Genomic DNA, 23,269 nt, shown 5'->3' with positions numbered 1-23,269 from the left:
TTCGCTAATCAGCAATTAATTTCATGCTCGATTTAAGTTTCAATATAGCCCTTAACGCAATTTAACCGTACTTCTAAAGGGCATTTAAAGAAAATAAGACTTTTTTAACCCGCCACTCAGCGCATAATTTGTAAACGATCAATCAAATAATACTGTTAAAAATAAAATGTGAATGAGATTTTTTTAAAAAGAACGATCAATAAGAGTCCAAATCTTATGGTGTACTTCTTCTGTCGGCAATCTCGCATCCACAGTAAAAATACGCTGCTCTTGCTCTGCTAACCTATTAAAACCCTGAATAACTTTGTTATAAAATGAATCTCCGGCTTGCTCCATCCTATCCTTATTTTTTGACATCCTCTTCTTAGCCGCATGCAGCGGTAATTTCATATAGATAGTAAGATCGGGCTCACACTTATGGCTGGCTACCCGGTTCATCATATGAATTTCATCCAGCCCTACTGATTGTCGTCCATATCCCTGATAAGCTACCGTAGAATCATAAAAACGGTCTAAAATAACTGTCTTTCCCTCTTCAATAGATGGTATAACATTTTCTGCCATCAACTGAGAACGTGCAGCGGAAAAAAGTAAAAGTTCGGTAACTGGATCTATATCATAATCAGGATTAAGTAAAAGCTCTCGCACCTTCTCTGAAACAACCGGGCCACCAGGATCTCTAAAAACTTTTACTTGTACCCCATTCTGCTGTAGCCGTCTCTTCAACTTTTGAATCTGTGTGGATTTACCACTTCCATCAATCCCTTCGAACGTTATAAACACTTTACTCTATTAAATTAATCTCAGTTATAGGTTTAAATATAATAATCATCTGTGTCTCAATGAATTACAATATTATTTTATAATGCTAAAAGTATAGAAAATATTAATATGTAACGGCTAAAAATTAAAGTCGTCCATCATTTCGGGCGGCTCTTTATCTAAGGCCAAAGCCAAAGCAATATATACAAACAATGATGTTCCGCCTGCAGCAAAGAGTGTTATAAAAAATAATAGACGGATAACAGTAGAGCTGATACCAAAATATTTGGCAAGCCCCCCACAGACCCCAGAGATCTTTTTATCCGTTCGTGATTTATATAATTTCTTGGATTCACTAAATGCATAGGAGTCAAAATCAAACGCACCAGAAGAAGATTTAGAATTGCTTTTTTTCTTACTATCAACTCCAAGATTATTATTTAATGTAAAGTCCTCTTCATTAGAACTATCTCCGAAATCATAGTCAAAATCATATGTATCAGAAGAACGGTTTTTCTTATTCTTTGTCCGCTTTTCTTTTTTTCTATCCCCGACTAAAAATCCAAAACCCACGAGTGTTACTAGGACCGCCCCTATTAAAGGCATAGCTTCCATAAGTCCACTCAAATTAGGTCCAATGCCTATAAGCATGTTGAGGATAAATACCACCCCTACAAAAAACATGGCAATACCTGCAATAGTAGAAAAGTTCCAGATATTAGTATTAGCTTTTTTCTCTTCCTTCAAGAATTCCTGCATGGTATTTCGAAGTTCATGGTCTTCGAAATCCATCAATGAATCAAGGTTCTGTTGTGTAGATTGTTTGGTTCTTTGTGCCATAATAATACTCCCAAGCCCATAAGTTTGTGCGAACAACAACTATTACGTCATAAGTAATAGATTTGTTACAGCAATATAGAAAATTAATCGCGAGAAATAATGCGCTCTTCTGTGATAATGTGATCTAACGGTATATCAAACTCCTCAACCGGTAATTTCGGAACAATATTCTGTTCAAAACAGAGACCAATTTTAAGGGCTGATACATCCTTTAAAAAACGATCATAAAATCCCTTTCCGTAGCCAATCCGATTGGCACACTCATCCCCTCCCACCATCGGTACAACAACTAAATCAACCTGGTCGATTGAAACCTCTTCACCTTCATCTGGTTCTAAAACGCCCCATTTATTCTCTTTTAGCTGGTCAAATGAATCTAAACGAATGTGTGATAAAGTATGATCTGCAAAATTTGAAATTGGTACAATAACATCCTTATCGCTATTTAGTAGTTCCTTCAGCAGGTGGTGAGTATCGACCTCTCCCCGACTATTCATTGACACGTAACAATGGATAACATCTGCTTCTAAAAAAGCAGGTTTATCTTTAAGGCTGCCAATAATATGTTTAGAACCATGAGAAAAAGCTTTAGCAGTAATCGACTCTCTAGCCTCTAAAAGCCTGCTACGCAGCTCCTCTTTTTCTGATTGAGTATCATTCATTACATGTAAATCAATTTGTGGTGATCAAATTGCTCTTCCTCACTGAGGTTGTTCAGGAGTTCATCCCATATATCAACACCATATTTATTCATATAAAAAATACTGGCGATTACACGTTCTTGTAGCCCATCCCCCGGAAAAGTATGCGCCTTAATTCTCTTAATACGCTGTAACTGTGTTTGATCCTGCTTTTTAACAGCACGGTACACCTTTCCTTTCAGTTTATTTAATTCGTTAAGATATGTTGCTTTTGCTTTTCCAGACGCCCCCTCAAGCGTAGGGTCGATATTGGCGACCTCTTTTGTTTTTTTCTCCGCTAACTTCTCAACATCTTTTTTCCATTCATCAAAAATTGCTTCAATATCGTGCTGCTCGGTACGGTCTACATAAGCAGATTCAAGATCTTCTATCCTGTCTCCATACTCATGGAAATCAAATGGGAGCTCATTGATGATACGATCAATAGCGGGTTCAATAATCGTTGCACTAAGTCGTGGAAAAATAACGGGCATTTCCAAATTAAAACAGGCATACATTTTTTTCATCTGTCCGTAATATGCTGTTTCACCGGGTCCTGCCACATATCCTAATGTAGGCAATAAGGCATCTTGTAAAATAGGTCGTAAAAACACATTTGGTGAAAAATGATCGGGATTCTCCTCAATCTCTTCTACCAACTGATCCGTCTCCCACTCATGCCCGGCATCTGTCTTCCATCCATCTCCATTTCGGGCAATCTTGGTACGTCCCGAATCACCATTTAAATAAAATAGATTAGAATCATAGATAGTAACCTGCCTATGAAATTCTTTGCCAATTCGCTGAGACTGGACATCAAGCTGGTTGCGAATGTCACTTGCTTTGGTGATAGACTTCTTTAAGAATTTATTAGTTGCTTCTTTCACCTCAATATTTTTACTACCCGCCAGCACTAGCCCATACTTAGAGAACAAATTGCTTATCCACTGACCAAAAGCCTCTGAGAAAGTATTTGAAGCAGTAAAAGAATTATCTAATAGGTCCCAGAGTTCCTCTGAGAAATCAGTATCATAAAGGGATTCTTTTAGTTCAGCTTTCATTTGATCAATAGCTTCCGGTATCTCTATTTCTGAAACCGTAGGCAACTTATCATTTTTAGGCGGTAAGGCGTAAGACTGCACCTTATCCCTATCTAGTACTGATATAGAACGTATTTCTTCATAGTCATGATCTTCATCGGCAAGCCAGAAAATAGGAATAACAGGACGATCCAATTTCTGCTCTAGTTGTTTGGCGATATGAATTGTAGTAACCGTTTTTAGGATGGTATACAGGGGACCTCCATATATACCCAACTGTTGGCCGGTAACAATTACCAATGAATCTTCATTAGCTAAGCGTTCTATATTATTATGAGCGGCTTCATCTATATTAAAGGCTGCATTAAAAGCAGTAAGTATTGCTGATGCTTTGCTTCTGTCCCCTCCAAAATCAAACTCTTCCGCTTTCCGGACTATCGCCTTACTATCGAATGGATTAGTCTCATAAAAATCACTTAGCTCATCAAAATTGGTGATATATGTTTTAAAAAGATCTGAAAATGGTAGTGTTTCGAACGAATAATCTGAAAGTTGCAATTCTACTAGCCTTTTAGCTTTTGAATTTCATCACGTAGCCGTGCCGCCTTTTCATAATTTTCAGTATCTATGGCAGTTTGAAGCTCATTTTCTAGCCGTTCTAACTTACTCATCTCAGGGGACTTCTCTTCTCCTTCGGCAGTAGCTGTCAGTTCGTCTCCCTCCTCACCTTCCGAAACGATACCGGCCTCATCAAGAATTTCAGGTGCTACATAAATAGAGGCATCAAATCGAACAGCAAGTGCAATTGCATCGCTGGGCCGAGCATCCTGCTCCATCTGCTGACCGTTTTCCTCATAAATTATCTTTGCAAAAAAGGTCCCTTCACTAAGATCATTAATGAAGACCTGCTCAACGTCAGATCCAAAATTTTGAATCATATTCTTGAGAAGGTCGTGCGTCATTGGGCGAGGTGGCCGAATATGTTCTAACTCAAGGGCAATCGCCTGTGCCTCAAATGTTCCAATAATTATAGGAAGTCGACGATTACCATCTACTTCATTTAAAATCAATGCATAGGCTCCACCACTACTTGGGCTTGTAGAAAGCCCTAATATATCCATCTTAATTTTATCCAATGGTCAGATAATTATTTTTAAATAATAATTTAATTTAGAAACAAATTTACTGATTTTTATGGTACCCGTAAACTTTGATAATACCTTATAATAAACGGATTTTTTGACCTAAATGTTTACTAAAAAGTGAACTAAAATCACCTGTTTTATGGTTTCTAAAAAAATATCCCCTAAAATTCATTCCATAAAGTGGGGATCGGTTACCGTCTCTGATCATAAAACCTATAAGGATGCTAAACTTTTTCCAAGTGGTTCTCGAGAGTGGGACTGGAATGAAACAGGCACCCATCATGTGCCGGGTATTCAACCCGCAGATGTTGAAGAATTGCTTAAACATGGTGCTAGTGTGGTAGTTTTATCGCAAGGTTTTCATGAACGCCTACAGGTTTGCCAAGAAACAAGAAAGTATCTTAGTGAGCACAACATCGACTACCATATCCTAGAAACTGAACAAGCTAAAGAAAAATATAATGAGCTCAGAATGAACTATCCCGTGGGAGCTCTTATTCATTCAACCTGTTAGTAAGTCTCCCACCTATGCACACACTGTTCAAACAAATAAATTGTCCCGTGTTTAAACTCATTTTAAATAAGAAAGGTGAGGTAAATTTATATGTTTTGAGTTTCAGAAATCCTATATTCCTCACCTTGATTTTATTGACATTACAAGCGATTGCCCCTAATTTCCGACTGACTCAAAAAAACTGAAACTGACTGATGTTTTCTAACTATTTACCAATCGTAATTCTTGCAGGAATCGCTATTGTTCTAGCGGTTCTTTTGATGACGTTATCAAAAATTCTTGGTCCCTTTCGCCCCAATAAAAACAAGTTGGACCCTTATGAAAGCGGTATGGACCCTGTAGGCGAGGCAGCCGACCGTTATTCTATTAGCTTTTACCTAGTAGCAATCGCCTTTATTGTTTTTGACCTCGAAGTCGTATTTATATATCCTTGGGCAGTTAGCTTTTTAGACTATGGTCTGGGAACGCTTGTTTCGATGATTATATTTATTTTAGAGCTCTACGTTGGTCTTATTTACCTGATCAAAAAAGGAACGCTCGATTGGGATATGAAAAAAGGAATGTTTAACTGATTAATTTAAGCCTATACTTATATGGGTATTGAAAGCTCTCTTGGTGACGGTTACTTCACCACAAAAATTGATACATTAACAAACTGGGCACGATCTAATGCAGCTTGGCCTATGCCAATGGGTTTAGCCTGCTGTGCTATTGAGATGATGGCTTTTGCCGGCCCAAAATATGATGCTGCACGATTTGGTTCAGAGGTAATGCGGTTTTCTCCCCGGCAAAGTGATGTTATGATTGTTGCCGGATGGGTAAATTATAAAATGTCGCATGCCATTCGCAGGATATGGGACCAAATGCCCGACCCTAAATGGTGTATTGCTATGGGAGCTTGTGCTTCTACCGGTGGAATGCACCGCTGCTATGGTGTAGTTCAAGGTTGTGATAATTTCTTACCCGTAGATGCATATATTTCTGGTTGTCCTCCACGACCTGACGCTCTCTTGCATGCCCTTATGAAAATCCAGGATAAAATTCGTACTGAACACTCTGTAATGCTCGATACATAATATGGATTTAGAACTATCAGAAAAACTTCAAAATGTAGTCGATGGATTATCCGAACAGTTTTCGGACTCTTTCATCGAAGTATATCAATCAAGCGGTGATACCTTTGTTCAGGTAAAAGCTGGTGCTATTGTTGAAATCTGTTCTTATCTGAAAGATGAACAGCATTTTATCTATCTCACAGACCTTTTCGGCATCGATCGCTTTACCTCAAATGACCGCTTTGAAATTGCTTATAACCTAATTTCATTACGCGACCGTGAGCGTTTTTTCTTAAAAACACGGTTACCGGAAGAAAACCCGGAAATTGCTTCCGTCTCCAACATTTGGAAATCAGCAAGTTGGATGGAACGAGAAGTTTATGACATGTTTGGTGTTACCTTTACCGAACATCCCGACTTCCGTCGTATTTTTATGCCCGAAGATTTCGATTATTTTCCAATGCGTAAAGAGTTTCCTCTTTTGGGTATTCCCGGATCTATCGAATTACCAAGTACAACGCCTGACACTGAGTAGCTTTTTTATGGACACCAAACACATTACGGATCAAGTTGATCCAAAGTTTTTTAAAGAGCATCAGGAAAAGCTATACGATGCTCTTGAGGACAAGCATACAACCATTGAAAAAATGGATGACCAAGATCCTCTGGGCACAAAAATGGTGCTCAACATGGGTCCTCAACACCCTGCTACACACGGGGTACTGCGCCTTGTGTTACAGCTTAACGGTGAGCTCATTGAGAAAGCAAAACTCGATATAGGCTATCTGCACCGTGGCGTAGAAAAGATTGCGGAAAATAAAACGTATCAGGAATTCATGCCTTATACCGATCGCATGGATTACCTTTCACCATACAGTAATAATGTAGCACTGTGTACTGCAGTCGAAAAGATTGCAAATGTAGAAGTGCCGGAAAGAGCTCATTATATCCGCATGATCGGATGTGAACTTGCCCGTATTTCTTCGCACCTGCTGTGGCTTGGTACCATGGTAATGGATGCTGGTGCCGTATCATTCTTTATCTGGACGTTCCGCGAGCGTGAAAAACTATATGATATCTTTGACAATATTGGGGGACATCGATTTACGATCTCTCACGCCAGAATTGGTGGTGTGGCCAATGATCTTACTGATGATGCCATCGCCATGATCAAAGATTTCGTCAACGATTTCCCACAGGAGTTAAAAGACTTCCACGGGCTACTCGACCGTAACCGTATATTCTTCGACCGTAACCGTGAAGTTGGGGTTTTATCTCCGGAAAGAGCTTTGGAAATTGGAGCGACTGGTCCTACCCTGCGAGCTTCGGGTTATGCTTACGATATTCGCGACTTTGAACCTTATGCCCGATATGATGAGGTGGATTTTGAAGTTCCTACTCGTCTTGAGGGCGATAATTTGGCACGTTATTATGTTCGGATGGAAGAGATGCACGAGAGCATCAGAATTATTCGTCAATGTCTTGATAAATTACCGAAGGGACCTGTTAGAACGGATAATGCCAAACAAGCTTATCCTTCCAAAGATGAAGTATATTATTCTATGGAGGGTATGATTCATGATTTTATGATGACCGATACCGGGATTTGTCCACCAGAAGGTGAAGAAAGTTATCATGCTGTTGAAGGGCCAAAAGGTGAGCTTGGTTACTATATACAAAGTGATGGAACCGGACATCCCTGGAGGCTAAAAATCAACTCTCCATCTTTTAAGAACCTACAAGCACTTGAAGATATGCTGGATGGTGAAATGGTTGCCGACACTGTCGTAATCATTGGTGGTGTTGACCCCGTAATGGGTGAAGCAGATAAGTAGAAATTGCTATAGCAAGATAGGTCACGGTTTAGGTAGAGGCCTAATTAAAAACTTAAGAATAAGATAGATTAATGGCTGAACTGTCATTTACAGAAGAAGAACTTAAAGAAATAGAACAACTTAAGGCCAAGTTTCCTACGGCTAAAGCGGCTACCTTGCAGGTATTATGGGTAGCGCAACGTAAATATGGTCATGTGGAACCTGAGGTTCAAAACCTGGTTGCCGATACATTGGATGTCCCAAAATCACATGTGCATGGTGTGGCAAGCTTTTATACACAGTATTATAAAGAAGAAAAAGGTAAGTTTGTTCTCGATGTTTGCACCTGCCTTAGCTGTCAGCTATGCGGCGGCTATGATATATTACATCATCTAGAAGACAAACTGGGTATTAAAGCCGGGGAAACGACCGACGATGGAATGTTCAGTATTCAATCGGTTGAATGCTTGGGTGCCTGTGGATATGCGCCCATGCTTCAAGTTACAAATGGGGTTTATGTTAATAATCTTACCAAAGAAAAGGTTGATTCCCTTATAGAAAACCTAAAAAATGGTAACATACCCGAGTTTGAATCTATGGCGATGCCGGAATTAGAAAAACGAAACCAAGCTGCTTCAGAATAATGGCTCAAGACTGGAAATCATTCGAACCACAACTTATTCCTGACATTCCCAATCTGCAAAAGATTGAGGTTTATGAGGAAAATGGTGGATATAACGCTCTAAAAAAGATTTTAAATGACCAACAAGAATGGTCTCGAGACAATGTCGTCAATGAAGTAAAACAGGCGAACATTCGCGGTCGCGGTGGTGCCGGATTTAATGCAGGGCTAAAATGGAGTTTCATGCCCGATCCCGATGGCGGCCCACGGTATCTTGCATGTAATGGAGATGAATCTGAACCCGGGACATTCAAAGATCGTAAAATATTTGAATTCAATCCTCACCTTTTTATTGAAGGGGCCTTAATTGCAGCATATGCCATGACTATAGACACGATTTATGTTTATATCCGTGGCGAATATATCTCTTGGGTAGAACAACTACAGGATGCAGTAGACGATGCCTATGAACAAGGATATCTGGGTGAAAATATTTTAGGTACAGACATCTCCATTGATTTGGAAATAACCTATGGCGCAGGCGCATATATCTGTGGTGAAGAAACTTCTATGCTCGAATCCCTAGAAGGCAAGCGGGGTTATCCGCGAGTTAAACCCCCCTTCCCTGCTCAAAAAGGTTTATGGGGACGCCCTACTACTATCAATAATATTGAAACACTGGCAAATGTTCCTTTAGTCATTAATAACGGTGCGGATTGGTATAGTGATGTTGGTGCTGAGGAACATCCCGGTCCGGTACTCTATGGCATATCGGGGCATGTAAATCAGCCTGGCGTTTATGAATATCCAACTGGTGTACCAGTTTTAGAACTTATTAATGATGTTGCCGGTGGTATCAGAGGCGGAAAAGAGCTTAAGGCACTTATCCCCGGTGGATCTTCGACACCTGTACTCCGAGCTGATCAGCTTGAAGGAGTAACCATGAATTCAGACTCTTTAAAAGAGGCTGGTTCTATGATGGGTACAGCTGGCATGGTTGTTATGGATGAAGATACCGATATGGTCGATGTGTTGTGGAGAATTGCTCACTTCTATCACCACGAATCTTGTGGACAGTGTACCCCATGCCGTGAAGGTACAGGCTGGCTTGAAAAAGTGCTGCTTAAGATCAAAAACGGTAATGGAGAAATGAAAGATCTTGACCTCTTACTTGACGTAGGCAACCAGATGGAAGGCCGCACGATATGTGCTCTTGCTGATGCCGCTGTATGGCCTGTTCGTCATACTATCAACCGATTTAGAGATGAATTTGAAGCACGATGTAAGAAATCTAGTCACGCTGTAGCGTAACTTTTTGTTATATATTGGATATTGAAATTTTGATATTACAGTCGCTTGCAAAAGCGTCAAAAAATAAATAGATAAATCGATGCCTGAAGTATTTATAGACGGTAAACGTTACGAATTTGAAGGAAAGCCAATGTTGCTCCAGTTTATTCTGGATCAGGGATTGGAAGTGCCTTTCTTTTGTTACCACCCAGCCATGTCCATACCGGCTAACTGCCGCCAATGCATGGTAAAAGTGGGGACACCTGTTAAAGATCGTGAAACAGGAGAGTTTGAAAAGGATGAAAACGGGGAACGTAAAATCCGATGGTTTCCTAATCCACAGACTTCATGCTCAACTCCTCTGCAAGATGGTATGGTGGTTCATACTCAGGAAACTTCTGAGGAAGTAGCCCGTGCTCAAAAAGATAATTTGGAGTTTATACTTGTTAATCACCCGCTTGACTGCCCTATTTGTGATCAAGCCGGCGAATGTCCATTACAGATACAAACTTATAAATATGGACCTGAAGGCAGTCGATTTGAAGTTAAGAAGGTTCACAAACCAAAACGAGTGGAGCTTGGCCCACGCGTTACACTGGATGCCGAACGGTGTATTAACTGTACCCGTTGCGTGCGATTTACTGAAGAAATTAGTGGAACCAATCAGCTTACGATTGTTCAGCGTGGTGATGATAACTATCCCCAAACAGCTGCAGGCGAAGAGTTTGATGATCCCTATTCTATGAATACGGTAGACATCTGCCCTGTTGGCGCACTCACTTCTACCGATTTTCGTTTTAAAGCACGCGTTTGGGAAATGAACCAAACACCCAGTATCGATGTCACAAACGGAAAAGGATGTAACATTGATCTTTGGACTCGCGATAATGAAGTATTACGTATTACCCCCCGCGAGAATGAAGAAGTGAACGATTATTGGATGCCAGATGCAGGGCGCGAGGCATATAAGCGGTTTAATGAAAACCGTGTTGATCGTCCCTCAATTAAACTAGATGGAAATAACCAGTCTAATACTTCTTGGAATAATGCTATTGAAACATTTGCAGAAGTTCTGGAAGCAAATAATGCAGAAGATATCTTGGTGATTGGTAGTCCCCATGCTTCGGTTGAAGAGAACTTTGCTTTTAATAAGTTTTTCAACCTTCTGGGTTCTTCCAATGCTAAGTTTATACCTCATATCATACCCGGTGCCGGTGACGACTTTTTAATTACCGATGACCAAGCCCCCAATACAAATGGTTGTCGGGCTTTAAATCTTGATGAAGTTGACAGCAATAGCTTGCAATCTGCTATTTCTGGTGCCAAGGTTGTTGTTATTCTTTCTGATGATCTGGTCGGCAGAGAAATTCTTTCGGCAACAGATCTTAATGATTCATATACCATCTGTTTGACGACCAATCAAACAGAGACTACCCAAGCTTCTGACTTAGTAATTCCAATAACTTGTGTTGCCGAACATGCTGCCAGTTATGTGAACGTAGATGGACGCATTCAACGCTCCTACCCTGCCAAAGAGACAAAATATACGAATCGTCGCCTCAACCTCGAGATGTCAGAAGGACGCCTCGATCGATTTGGAACGAACTTTGATAACTGGGTTAGCGAAGACAACAAAGTTGACTGTTTACCTCTCTGGCAATTTTTGAATAAACTTGCAGAACGAATCAATCTTGACTTCAGCTACAAACATTCTCGTGATGTTTTTGATGATATCAGAGAACAATTCGAAATTCTCAGTGACATCTCATATGAGCGGATGGACGAAGAAAATGGCGTTCAGCTCCCCATTAAACAAGAAGAAGTAAAACAAGCGTAAATATATTATTTCAATGGAGCCTGTAACAACTACATCATATATTGTATTAGGAGTAGCACTTTTTATGCTACTTAACTCGGCAGCAATTGCTGTATATGCAGAACGCCGTGTTTCTGCTTTTATCCAAAATCGCCACGGTCCCAATCGTGTCGGTCCTGCTGGATTACTTCAGCCCATTGCTGACGTAGTAAAACTTCTTCTCAAAGAAGATGTAACTCCTGCTAAAGGATTTAAGACAGTACATGCCATTGCTCCAATGATACCGGTGGTTACAGCCCTGATGACGGTCGCTGTAATCCCTTTTGGAGATGGTCTTTATGCTACTGATATCAATGCAGCAGTTCTCTATTTGCTAGCTGTCAACTCACTTAGTGTCTACGGAGTTACACTCGGCGGGTGGGCTTCAAATAGTAAATATTCCCTTCTAGGAGGGTTGCGTGCTGCTGCCCAAATGATTAGTTATGAACTTCCCATGGGGATGGCTGTTGCTTCCTGTATTCTTTTTGCAGGATCTCTTAGCATGATCGATGTTGTAGAATCTCAAGAGATTTGGTGGAATATATTTCGCAACCCTATTGGAGCTGTTATTTTTATTGTAGCTGCATTTGCAGAAGCCAACCGTACTCCTTTCGATCTTGTAGAGGCTGAACAAGAACTTGTTGGTGGATTCCACACAGAGTATAGTGGTATGAAATTCGGGATGTTCTTCCTTGCTGAATATATGCATGTGATGATCGGGAGTATGCTCATTACCACCTTCTTTTTTGGCGGATATCACCTCCCCTTTGCTGGATATTATGAGTGGCTGTTACCCGAAGCCGGTTCAGTAGGAAAAATGATTTTAGACGTCTCGGTATTTACTGTAAAGACCCTTATTTGGGGCTTCATATACATCTGGGTACGCTGGACAATTCCACGATTCAAATATAACCAAGTTATGAAATTGGGATGGAAACGCATGCTTCCCATCAGTATTTTTAACTTTCTGGGGCTTGCAGTCATCATCTTTTTCTGGCAACACTACCTGGGATGGTAATAAAAGAGGGCTATATTAAATACATGCATTGCTGGTAAGTAAAATTATTTACTAACTAATGCTGAGAGGCTCTGTTTTTCTCTTAGATAGTAATCAGTATACCACTCCACAAATTTGTGAATTCCCTCTTTTACCCGCACTTGGGGCTGAAAATCTATATAATTATATAAATCATCTACATCAGCCCAAGTTTTAGGCACATCACCCGGTTGCATTGGCAGAAAATCTTTCTCTGCCTTAATCCCAAGCTGATGTTCTAATTCACTAATGAAATCCATTAGTTTTACAGGATTACTGTTACCAATATTAAACAGCTGATATGGAGCAAAGCTACTTCCCGGATCAGGGTTATCTCCAGACCAATCTGCATTACCAGAAGGCGCTTTCGGAATCAGCCGGTGGATTGCTTCTACAATATCCCCGACGTACGTAAAGTCACGTTCCATTTTGCCATAATTAAAAACTTTGATAGGCTCCCCATTTAGAATGGCTTTTGTAAAAAGGAAAAGAGCCATATCTGGCCGCCCCCATGGGCCATAGACCGTAAAGAAGCGTAACCCTGTCGTGGGTATATCAAATAAATTTGAGTAGGTATGAGCCATCAATTCATTAGTCTTCTTACTTGCAGCATAAAGGCTCATAGGGTGATCCACATTATCATTCGTTGTAAAAGGCATATCAGTATTTGCCCCATAGACTGAACTTGAAGAAGCATATATCAAATGTTCAATAGAGTGAAACCTTGCTGCTTCTAGGATATTTAAGAAGCCAGTTATATTGCTATCTATATAACAATGAGGATTTATTAGACTATGGCGCACACCCGCCTGGGCTGCAAGATTAATAACAATATCAAACTTCTGGTCATCAAACAAATCATTTATAACGGATCTATTCTTAAGGTCCGCTTTTATAAAGCTTATATTTTTATGTGTAGAGCTTTCAATTAATACCTCTTCACTAATGGTATCCATGTGAATTCCCAATAGTTCTAAACGCCGATACTTTAGTTTGGTTGAATAATAATCATTAATACAATCCAGACCTACAATTTGGTAATTCATTTGTGCTAACTTTCTAGTCAAGTGAAAACCAATGAAACCTGCTGCCCCTGTTACTAAAATTTTCATAACACTTTTTATTCTCTCTATTGTTTTAACTTTATTCACTCACATCAATACTATTTCAAAAAACGTGCCACTACATTCAGAACCTGCAATAAGCTATAACAGACGGTTATTAGTCATAAAAAGAGATTATCTCACAACATGTGTTTTGTTAATCGAGACGGGAAATAATCAACAGGTAATTTTTACTCGAACCGAGTAAAAATTCACATATTAATCTATATTTCACCTCTTGAAATTGTATAGCCACTCTCTGTATTAGAAAATAACAATGTATCTGATTGCATATTAGTACTGATTCTTTGATCATTTTTTTTGCTCAATAAAGAATAAAGGTATTCACCATATGAATTGTTTTTTAAATCACAGGCCAACCCCATCACCTGATCATCATCTATCCAATTGTTTCGCCAAGCAATCTCTTCTGGACAAAATACTTTAGCCCTATTTTTTCGTTCAATTGATTTCAAAAAACTCGAAGCATCACGTTTTTCTTTCAGTGTTTCTACACTCAGCCATGTGTATTCAGGACTAAAAAACTCAGCGGTAATTTTATTCTGTTTTAAATAGATCTTATTTATTACCGATAATTTAGAATCTGAACGACTGCATGCGCTTACCTGCTTTGCATAATCGATCACTCGGTCATCATAAAAATACGGTCCTGTTACTGCCATTTTTTTGTTATTTAAAGAATTCTTGGAATCTTCTTCAATACATATTACTTCGTCATGATATTTGTCCTCTGACATACCAAACCGACCAAAATTCTTCATTCTATGACCAAATAATGTTGCACCACCAATTGTACTCACAGCTCTACGCAGCATTGAACGCATATTGTGATCATAAAAAATGTCATCTCCCCTAATTAAAACTATTTTATCATCACCAATAAATCCTTCTGCTATCACTAACGCATCTACTATGTCATCACAACTTCTTTGCAATTCATAACTGATATTAACACCAAAAACCGAACCGTCTCCAAGCATATTTTTAAAATCAGGGCTATCTGCCGGTGATGTTATAATCAAAATATCTTGAATTCCAGCCAGCATCAGTACCGATAACGGGTAATAAATCAGCGGTTTATCATAGACAGGCATCAAATGGTTAGCCACAGATTTCTTCGTAGGGTATAATCTCGGCTTTGACCTAACGGCCCAAATAATCCCTTTTACCTTGCTTTTATTCATATTAACCCCCTCTCTAGCCTCTGCTATTTAGTAAGTTTTTGCTACTGGAATATATATCCAAGTCTTCTCAATGAATCCTTTAAACTACCAACCAGCCTGAAAAATACGCCCAGAAATGATGATCAGTTTCGCAGGTTCTCAATCAACAAAATTGATGTAGCAATAACGCTTACTACCGGCGCCACTACATCCACATAATCTGTAAAAGACGGTTTTCGTCTTACCTGTAAACTTACGATGTCATTGTTCTGTAAATCAAATTCAAACATCTCTTTAGGTTCCGGGTCATGGTATCGATATCGAAAATAAGCCACTTCTACAAACCTTCTGTCTGCATTATATCGAGATACTTTTACTTCAATCTGGGTTTTAGCCCAATCGATATTATTCTGATTCCCACGCAGTACATTATATCCAAAACTATATGAGATCAACTCCGGCAGTTTAGTATCTTCCGGAACTATGAATCGTCCTGAGCTACCAACATCACCCCATACATTAATAGAGTCTGCAAGTTGTCCAATTTCTGCAACACGAATTAGCCTGTTACCGCCTTGTTGTATTTGTGCTACCAATGAGGAAGAGTTTAAGACTAATATTGTTGTAAAAAGGGATACTAATAACGTTAATTGTTTCATAATCTATTAATTTTGACTACTTGATATCTATTTATTGGGTAACAGGTAAAAACTATATTTCATCAGGTGTTGGTGTCTCTCCTACAAGCTCGTAGTTTACATATTAGGTCCTATTATAATCCTCATAATTGTCGTAAAGTGATTGGTAATCCCCTGCTCCATAAAGGCCACCAGGCTCTTTACGATAATCAAAATCTGTTACCACAATATCAGTTACATTTGCATTAATTCGTTCTAGCTCTTCAACTGTTCTAAGTAGCATTCCCTGATTTGTTTTTCTATACCTGGCTACTACTAAAACCGATTCAGCTGTTTTCAATAATGAGGTAGAATCGCTAATTATACCAAATGGTGGGTTATCCAAAAGGATAACATCAAACACGTTCTCCATCTTTTTTAAAACTTCCTTTAGTGCTTTGTTGTTAGCCAAATTTTGGGGATACGTCGTTTCTGTACCGGCTGTTAATACCTTCAAAGCTTCCAAATCAGTATGGCGAATATTTGAAAGAAGTTGTTTGAACGTAATTTTATTCATTAAAAAGTCTGACAGCCCTTTTCCTCGATCCAACCCAAAATAAGTGTGAATTCGGGGACACCGGAAATCAGCATCAATGATTAACGTTTTATATCCTTCTTCAGCAAGTGCAATACCTAGATTACTAACAATTGTTGATTTTCCATCTCCTTTTTCCGGGCTTGTAACTGCTACTGTTTGAGGAGGAGTTTCACCATATTGGTAAATGATATTATTCTTTAATCTTCTTATAGATTCAGCCTGAATGCTAGAACGATCTTGTAGCAACACAACTTCTTTGGGGATTGTGCCATCACCAACTTTAAATGTTTTTCGATTTTTTCGCGAAACCTTTTCAAGGGAAGGCACCACTGTAAATGAAAGTAATCTGGGGTAATTTTCCCGCAGCTCGCTAGCACTTTTAATGGTATTGTCATTAAATTCTTTTATAAATATGAACCCTGCTGACAAAGCTCCACCAAGCATGAGACCTAAAATAATAAATATTTTTTTGTTTGGACTCACCGGTACCGTTGGGATTTCTCCGTCATCAACAATACGCCCATATCCAAATTGAGACTGTCGCCAAACAGATATATCTGCTAACTGTCGTGATAATTTAACAAAGAGTTCTTCATTTATTCTAACATCACGTTTCAACTGGGCCAGTTTAATCATGCCTTGCGGTAATGCCTCAAAATTACTCTCCAGCTCTACTTTATGCTCTTCTAAAGCCTTCTTCCGGGATTGATATTGATTTTGTTCAATTTTAAGCTCCACTAGTTCGCTTTGGATTCCTGATACCATCTTTGCTCGCTCTTCTGAATTCATTCCCAAAAACTCTTCATCTTTGGTGAATAATTGACTTGAAAGCTCTTTAATTTTATCTGTCAGACGTTCTATTTGTTTATCTACATAAACCAACCTTGGCGGTAATGTATCACGGTCCTCAACTCCGGGATTTTTAGAAATAATGAGCGTTCGTTCATTTTCAAATCGAGCTAATTCCTCCTGTGCATTTCTAATTCGTGGACCGAGAGCCTTTGAAAATTGATCAGAGAGCCCCGGCTTTATTTGCTCTAGCTGTTTTTCATAATTGTCAATCTTTTCACCTATGGTATTTAACTCAAGGTTTACTTCTTGCAATTCGGTTTCTAGATTTACTCTTCTGGTAATAATCCCTGATGCCTGCTTATCTACCTGTACGATACCAGTAGCATCCATATATCGATGGAGGCGTTGTTCAGCAGCTTCCAGCCTATCCTTTACCTCTTTCTTTTCATTTTCCAAATAATCAGCCGTTGATGCCGCGGCCTGCCGGTTTTGTCGGGTAGAACTTTTTACATAAATATCCATTGTAAGGTTTACGATTTTTGCCGCTTCCTCGGGCGAAGTGCTTGAAAACAGAATAGCAATCACATCTGAGTCATCAGAAACTTTCTGAAAATCTAGTCCTCTTCTTATCCTTGATGTTACAGTTTGCTCACTTACTCGAAATGGCCCACCTTCTTCAGATTCAGCCCATAAAATGGGATAATTCTCTACCTTTTCTGGAAGCGTTGCCAAAAACTTCTCAGCCACTCTGCTAGCAAAATTGCGCGATTTAAGTACCTGTAATTCATTTTCAAGCGTTGCATTTATACCATGCCCGGTTGCTTTTGAAATAATCGAAGAAAGCTCATCATCAGAAGCCCCTGCATTTGAGCTAATCATCATAGTTCCTTCACTTTCATATGTTGGAGTAATGCTATCAGCATAAAACCATGAACCCACTGCACCTGCAATCAAAAAAAGTAGAACCAGCCATTTATAACGCAACAGTATTGATACAACCTTTTGAGGTGTAAGTTCAGTCTCATCTGGTTCAACGTTATATGCATATTGAAAAGAGGAGCGCTCTGAGTTATGATGATTATCATCAAATTTTTGAATTGATTCCGACATTAGATTAACCTATTATTCTTAAACTGTTTACCTAGTTTACTCTTCCCATAAAGACTGAATGATCAACTTTTGGATGTATAATACCATTGTTGAGTGTTTTCTTTTCTTTAAAGGAATATGTGGGTACAATTTCTTTAAGCTGTTTTTTTATTGAATTTCCATTTTTCTGGTCCAATGAATCAAACAGCTGGTCAATTCGCTGGATTAATTCATTTTCTGCTAATTTTCTACTACATTTTGCTTTAAAAATTTCTTCATACTCAGTTTCTAAAACGCCTTCTTCTGCGTTCAATAATTCTTCGAATAACTTTTCTCCAGGTCTAAGCCCAATTACATCAATTGGAATATCGATATATGGCTTTAACCCATGCAGTCGAATCAAGTCTTTGGCCATATCAATAATTTTAACCGGTTCTCCCATATCTAACACAAAAACTTCTCCCCCTCTACCCATTGATCCAGCCTGCATAACTAACAATACGGCTTCGGGAATAGTCATAAAGTATCTTTTCATTTCTGGGTCTGTTATAGTGATTGGCCCACCTTGCTTTATCTGTTCAATAAAAAGTGGAACCACAGATCCTCTTGAACCAAGGACATTGCCAAAACGAACTGACATAAATTTGGTCTTGGTACTTCGGCTATTAAACGCCATACACACTTCTTCGGCCACACGCTTGGTTGCCCCCATCACATTAGCAGGGTTTACAGCCTTGTCAGTTGAAATCATTATAAATTTTTCAACTTCATACTTGCAGGCCAGCGTAGCTATTGAACGGGTACCACCGACATTTACTTTAATCGCTTCATCAGGGAAACTTTCCATCATCGGTACATGCTTGTAGGCCGCTGCATGAAATAACACATCAGGGTTATACTTGGAAAAGATCTTTTCCATCTTCTTGCTATCCGTAACTGAAGCTACACAAGGAATCAGCGAAGCCCCACTATCCTTTAATTCATTATTGATATGAAAAAGTTCTGTCTCATCGATATCCAAGGCAATCAGCTTTGAGGGATTAAGGGCTGCACATTGCCTGATTAACTCACTACCAATAGATCCCCCGGCACCGGTTACCAGGATTGTTTTTCCACTGATACTATTTTCAATAGTCTTTATATCAATACTAACCGGTTCTCTACCCAAGATGTCATCAATACTTACCTCACGGATATGTTCTATTCCTACAGGGTTATCAGTCAGGGAATGAAATGAAGGTAGTACCTTGATATTCATATCTGGGCTAATTTTTTTAATCTCATCGAACATTACCTTTAGATCATTTTTAGGATAATCTGGGAATGCGACAATAAGCTGATCAACTTCATGGGTTTTGAGATACCCAATCATCTCATTTTTACCTCCCACTATTTTTACACCGTGCAGGAAAGTCCCTGGAATTAAGCGATCATCAAAAATTGCGTATACCGACAAATCCCAGTTATCATTGTTCAAGATATCTCGCAATATCTGTTCTCCTTCACTTTTACCACCAAAAATGATGGTATGATTTTGTTTCTTCGATGATGCTTTGAGTCCGTGATACAATCGTTTACTTATTCTAAAAGCACCTATTGAGATCACTGCATTAATCATCAGAAGGGCCGTAAAGGCTCCTTCATACCTTCCAACCTCTAAAAATGCTTCAGTGAGTCCCAGTGAAATCCCCCCTCCAATGGTTATCCCCAAGATAATACGAATCAAGTCGTTCAAGCTTACATAACGCCACTTAATAACATACATTTTGAATATCGCTAATCCCGCCAATACCGACCCTGTAACTATCAGTGTTTGCTGGATTGGAAATGTTATCTCACTCGGGTGTACCATGGAAAGAATCAGAAAGGCCCCCATAGCTGAAACTAATAGTGACAGCGTATCCCCTATCAGAAAAAACACTCCCCTCGTAAATTTATTTAGTAACTTAAATCTCTTGTTATATGTTTCAAGTTCCATCTGAATCCCTCTTTCTCTATTATTCCTTATCACTTATGTACTACACAAGAGTTATGCCAACTGTATTTAGTACAAGAGATAAATATTTATTTAGTGTCAAATACTTCGTTATAAGTTCATTGACTATAAAAAATCATTTCCTGAATCAGTTATTCTTTCAATTAAAATTCGATGCCCTACATAAATTGAGTTACTTTTATTCAAACTGTCGAGTAAATTTTACTCGTAATGAACGTCCCTCAACGTTTTCCTAATCACTGAAACAACCCGTAAGCGCTCTCGATTTGAGAGGTTACTTCCTGAAGGAAGACACAATCCCAGTTCAAAAAGTTTTTCCGATACCCCATTTTCATAATGCTTGCAACTCCTGTACAGGGGTTGCAGATGCATCGGCTTCCAAAGCGGACGTGATTCTATGTTTTTCTCTTCCAATGCCAGACGAATATCGGTGGCGGTAACCCCCCCCGTCTCTTCGGGATTTACGAGAATAGTAGTAAGCCAGCGATTACTAAAATAACCGGCAGGTTCTCTTAAGAAATAGATTCCTTTTGATGTCCCGGCACCGGTAAAAGCTGGTGTTTGCATGGTTTGTAACGTCTCCTCTTCAAGCCAAACGCCCTCTAGCTGCTCAAAATAAAACGCATGATTTGCTCTCCTTGCTTTGACATGTTCATCCAAAACCTGCATTTGACCACGACCAATACCAGCTACAATATTACTCATTCGATAGTTATATCCCAGCTGAGAATGCTGGTAGTGTGGTGCCTCATCCCGTGCTTGTGTTGCCAAAAAACGGCCTTTTCGAATCAACCTCCTGTCATCGCTAAGTAAGGCCCCGCCACCCGAGGTCGTGATAATTTTATTACCATTAAAAGAGAAAATCGACAATAGCCCAAAGCCTCCGCATTTATAATGTTCAACGGCTGATCCCATTGCTTCTGCGGCATCTTCAATAACCGGAATATCGTATTTTCCAGCAACTGCCAAAATTCGGTCAACTTTTGCTGGCATACCATATAGATGTACCAGTATGATCGCTTTAGGCTTGACTCCCTTCTCCATCCGATCTAAGATTGCTTTCTCCAAAAGCTGAGGATCCATGTTCCAGGTAACCGGTTCTGAATCTATAAAGATTGGTGTAGCACCTTGGTATCGTATAGGATTAGCAGAAGCGGTAAATGTAAATGATTGACATATTACCTCATCCCCCAGTCCCACATCACAAAGAATCAACGCAAGATGAATAGCAGCAGTACCTGATGATACAGCAGCGGCTTCATTTCGATTGGTATATTCTTGCAGATCCTGTTCAAACCCATCCACATTTTCTCCCATCGGTGCTATCCAATTTTTATTGAAAGCATCCCGAATATAATGCTCTTCCTGTCCTCCCATATGAGGAGGTGAAAGGTAAATTCTATTAGCTGAATAGTCCATTTTTCGTTACTCAGTTTACAGGAAACTAACCCTCATAAAATAGGCACAGATTTAGATTCCCCGCTATAATTATGTTTAATCCATCTGGAAAATTAATGCTACAATAGTTATGCCAAATCTCTATTGTTACTCACACTACAATCAACAACTGAAAATAAATTTTTATTTGGACCTATAACCCAATTGTGATATTCCTACCCCCCCTTTTATTAATGGGCTTTGGCGGAATCCTATATAGGATTAAATTATTAACACTTTTTTATATTCTGCGCGTCATCCTCGCCCACTACGTTAAAACTTTGAAGTATATAGCTGAATTTCCTTCGGTAGGTCTTAAAAAACGTAGTACTAAACTCATACTTTTTTTCGCACTGTCGAGTTTGGCATTTTTCTTACCCACTCTTACCAGAAAGTTTACAAATGCCTCAACAAGAGTTTAAAACATTAATAATGTAGAGGTTAGAGAAAAAATAAAATGGAACTCCTCCCGTATTTCCCTCGGTGGCAGATTCATTGAGGGAGCTTAATCACCCCTTAGCTATTGCTATTAGTCGCCTACCCTCATTGGACTTTTAGGAACAGCCCAATATTAGTACTGAACCTTCATGGAATTTTAAAAAAAACTCTTATTCTCTTTGGCATGATCTCTTAAATTTCGGGGGGAATACAAAGCCCCCATTAAATACACCTCAATAAGACTACGGATAAAAAAATAAGCGTAAATAAACTGCCATTATCCGAAGTACAAAAGGAGGATCCCTAACTACATAATTGACTGATAGGTGGTATCCTACCTTTTTTAATCCCGTTGATAATTTATTTCGTCATCAGACCTGTTTAAAATCACCCATTTATTTTTTCTCAACCACAGTAAAGATGGTTTGAACATCTGAAGGTGTTTCCGCAATAACTGCAAACTTTGTGCCTGACTTAAAATCAAATGACGAATAACCATCATCTACTGTATCTAAAATGTTGCTTACCTTGTCATAACTGAATTGCGGTTCTCCGTCAGCTTGCATGTTATTTGGAAGTTGCTCTACAGCTAATTTATCTAAATCAAATTCAGGATGAGCGCGCAATGTCCATATAGCAGCCTGTATTTCACGGAAGCCAATGGATGCATCATCATCCATTAACGCATCTTTTATATTGATCAGGTAATTCAGTTTTTTCCACTTTTCAACATTGTCAGTTGAAAACAATCTAATTCCCTTATAGGTGCCGTTGTTAGAATTGATACCCCTTTTCCAATCTATACACCACCCTTCCTTTGTTCCATTTTCGATAATATTATTTTCAGTAATATTGCTAAAAGTCAGGCTAAAATAAGCATTGTCATCATTATTAACCGTAACCGTTACATCTTCGGCACCATTGACCAAACTCACTTCCTCGACTGGTTCAAATGAATCATCTATAGACGGGTCTGTACTCTTATTAAAGATACAACCCGTGCAATACATAATTATGCTGACCATCAATATATTCTTAACTGTATGTGGTACTCTTGTTTTCATACTAACCTCTCTGTCTATAGATTAAGATATTATTAAACCAACTGACATTACATTGTAACTAATACCGTACAATTATTATGCCGAAACTAAATTTCCCCTTTTCCTACCAGTTATGAAATAACAGAGTTTAATTTAGTATAGATGTGGTGTAAAAAAATTACTCGAATATAGATTAGGGCCGTGTAATTATCCTATACCTAGGACTTCGTACTTTTTAAATTGAAAGCAAAAAACCTTTCAAATAGGTTTGTCCTATTTAAATAAAGCAACTAAAATCATTTTGGACTTATTTTTGCAT

General features: G+C 39.0%; 21 protein-coding genes. 9 read left to right on the top strand and 12 right to left on the bottom strand.

Annotation, left to right across the window (positions count from 1 at the left end):
* Positions 1-183: 183 nt before the first annotated feature.
* The 5 genes from tmk to FCN14_RS02335 form a co-directional block, all read right to left on the bottom strand.
* Complete coding sequence (tmk, locus tag FCN14_RS02355; RefSeq protein ID WP_138429486.1) at positions 184-783, bottom strand: dTMP kinase; 600 nt, start codon at positions 781-783, stop codon at positions 184-186.
* Positions 784-900: 117 nt separating this feature from the next.
* Positions 901-1,602, bottom strand: a complete 702-nt coding sequence (locus FCN14_RS02350; RefSeq protein WP_212747544.1) for a PspC domain-containing protein — start codon at positions 1,600-1,602, stop codon at positions 901-903.
* Positions 1,603-1,685: 83 nt separating this feature from the next.
* Positions 1,686-2,264 (bottom strand): 5-formyltetrahydrofolate cyclo-ligase, encoded by a 579-nt coding sequence (locus FCN14_RS02345; protein WP_138429485.1) that lies wholly within the window; start codon positions 2,262-2,264, stop codon positions 1,686-1,688.
* Positions 2,264-3,880, bottom strand: a complete 1,617-nt coding sequence (gene bshC / locus FCN14_RS02340) for a bacillithiol biosynthesis cysteine-adding enzyme BshC (protein ID WP_138429484.1) — start codon at positions 3,878-3,880, stop codon at positions 2,264-2,266. The genes FCN14_RS02345 and bshC overlap by 1 nt, the downstream gene beginning before the upstream one ends.
* Before the next feature lie 5 nt (positions 3,881-3,885).
* On the bottom strand, positions 3,886-4,458 hold the full coding sequence (locus FCN14_RS02335; RefSeq protein ID WP_138429483.1) for a bifunctional nuclease family protein: 573 nt from the start codon (positions 4,456-4,458) through the stop codon (positions 3,886-3,888).
* Between the two features lie 148 nt (positions 4,459-4,606).
* Here FCN14_RS02335 and FCN14_RS02330 point away from each other — a divergent pair, with 148 nt between their 5' ends.
* The 9 genes from FCN14_RS02330 (at position 4,607) to nuoH (ending at position 12,635) form a co-directional block, all read left to right on the top strand.
* Positions 4,607-4,981, top strand: coding sequence for an Mth938-like domain-containing protein (locus FCN14_RS02330; protein ID WP_138429482.1), 375 nt, complete (start codon positions 4,607-4,609; stop codon positions 4,979-4,981).
* 260 nt (positions 4,982-5,241) lie between these two features.
* On the top strand, positions 5,242-5,553 hold the full coding sequence (locus tag FCN14_RS02325) for an NADH-quinone oxidoreductase subunit A (protein WP_246043078.1): 312 nt from the start codon (positions 5,242-5,244) through the stop codon (positions 5,551-5,553).
* A gap of 21 nt (positions 5,554-5,574) precedes the next feature.
* Positions 5,575-6,057, top strand: a complete 483-nt coding sequence (locus tag FCN14_RS02320) for an NADH-quinone oxidoreductase subunit B (protein WP_138429480.1) — start codon at positions 5,575-5,577, stop codon at positions 6,055-6,057.
* Position 6,058: 1 nt separating this feature from the next.
* Positions 6,059-6,571: an NADH-quinone oxidoreductase subunit C gene (locus tag FCN14_RS02315; protein ID WP_138429479.1), complete on the top strand. Its 513-nt coding sequence runs from the start codon at positions 6,059-6,061 to the stop codon at positions 6,569-6,571.
* Positions 6,572-6,578: 7 nt separating this feature from the next.
* Positions 6,579-7,871, top strand: a complete 1,293-nt coding sequence (gene nuoD, locus FCN14_RS02310) for an NADH dehydrogenase (quinone) subunit D (protein WP_138429478.1) — start codon at positions 6,579-6,581, stop codon at positions 7,869-7,871.
* A 71-nt stretch (positions 7,872-7,942) separates the two neighbouring features.
* The gene (locus tag FCN14_RS02305) at positions 7,943-8,494 is read left to right on the top strand and encodes an NADH-quinone oxidoreductase subunit NuoE family protein (RefSeq protein WP_138429477.1); all 552 of its coding nucleotides are present in this window, start codon (positions 7,943-7,945) and stop codon (positions 8,492-8,494) included.
* On the top strand, positions 8,494-9,783 hold the full coding sequence (gene nuoF / locus FCN14_RS02300) for an NADH-quinone oxidoreductase subunit NuoF (protein ID WP_138429476.1): 1,290 nt from the start codon (positions 8,494-8,496) through the stop codon (positions 9,781-9,783). The genes FCN14_RS02305 and nuoF overlap by 1 nt, the downstream gene beginning before the upstream one ends.
* A gap of 79 nt (positions 9,784-9,862) precedes the next feature.
* The gene (locus tag FCN14_RS02295) at positions 9,863-11,599 is read left to right on the top strand and encodes an NADH-quinone oxidoreductase subunit G (RefSeq protein WP_138429475.1); all 1,737 of its coding nucleotides are present in this window, start codon (positions 9,863-9,865) and stop codon (positions 11,597-11,599) included.
* A 13-nt stretch (positions 11,600-11,612) separates the two neighbouring features.
* Positions 11,613-12,635 (top strand): NADH-quinone oxidoreductase subunit NuoH, encoded by a 1,023-nt coding sequence (gene nuoH / locus FCN14_RS02290; protein ID WP_138429474.1) that lies wholly within the window; start codon positions 11,613-11,615, stop codon positions 12,633-12,635.
* Positions 12,636-12,679: 44 nt separating this feature from the next.
* Here the strand turns inward: nuoH and FCN14_RS02285 are convergent, their stop codons facing one another.
* The 7 genes from FCN14_RS02285 to FCN14_RS02255 all read right to left on the bottom strand — a co-directional run bounded on the left by FCN14_RS02285 (position 12,680) and on the right by FCN14_RS02255 (position 22,971).
* Complete coding sequence (locus FCN14_RS02285; RefSeq protein ID WP_138430683.1) at positions 12,680-13,765, bottom strand: NAD-dependent epimerase; 1,086 nt, start codon at positions 13,763-13,765, stop codon at positions 12,680-12,682.
* Positions 13,766-13,980: 215 nt separating this feature from the next.
* Positions 13,981-14,961 (bottom strand): sugar phosphate nucleotidyltransferase, encoded by a 981-nt coding sequence (locus FCN14_RS02280; protein WP_138429473.1) that lies wholly within the window; start codon positions 14,959-14,961, stop codon positions 13,981-13,983.
* A gap of 122 nt (positions 14,962-15,083) precedes the next feature.
* Positions 15,084-15,599 carry a hypothetical protein gene (locus FCN14_RS02275; protein ID WP_138429472.1) on the bottom strand — a complete coding sequence of 172 codons (516 nt, stop codon included), beginning with the start codon at positions 15,597-15,599 and terminating at the stop codon, positions 15,084-15,086.
* Between the two features lie 103 nt (positions 15,600-15,702).
* A complete protein-coding gene (locus FCN14_RS02270) occupies positions 15,703-18,057 on the bottom strand; it encodes a GumC family protein (protein WP_138429471.1) in 2,355 nt (784 codons plus the stop codon).
* A 31-nt stretch (positions 18,058-18,088) separates the two neighbouring features.
* Positions 18,089-20,014: a polysaccharide biosynthesis protein gene (locus tag FCN14_RS02265; protein WP_138429470.1), complete on the bottom strand. Its 1,926-nt coding sequence runs from the start codon at positions 20,012-20,014 to the stop codon at positions 18,089-18,091.
* Between the two features lie 219 nt (positions 20,015-20,233).
* Complete coding sequence (locus tag FCN14_RS02260; protein ID WP_138429469.1) at positions 20,234-21,451, bottom strand: DegT/DnrJ/EryC1/StrS family aminotransferase; 1,218 nt, start codon at positions 21,449-21,451, stop codon at positions 20,234-20,236.
* Between the two features lie 851 nt (positions 21,452-22,302).
* Positions 22,303-22,971: a hypothetical protein gene (locus tag FCN14_RS02255; protein ID WP_138429468.1), complete on the bottom strand. Its 669-nt coding sequence runs from the start codon at positions 22,969-22,971 to the stop codon at positions 22,303-22,305.
* Between the last annotated feature and the right edge of the window lie 298 nt (positions 22,972-23,269).

Origin of the sequence: Fodinibius saliphilus (genome assembly GCF_005869845.1) — a bacterium.
GTDB lineage: Bacteria > Bacteroidota > Rhodothermia > Balneolales > Balneolaceae > Fodinibius > Fodinibius saliphilus.
The sequence above is the reverse complement of the archived record's forward strand: the minus strand, read 5'-3'. Positions and strand labels throughout refer to the sequence as shown.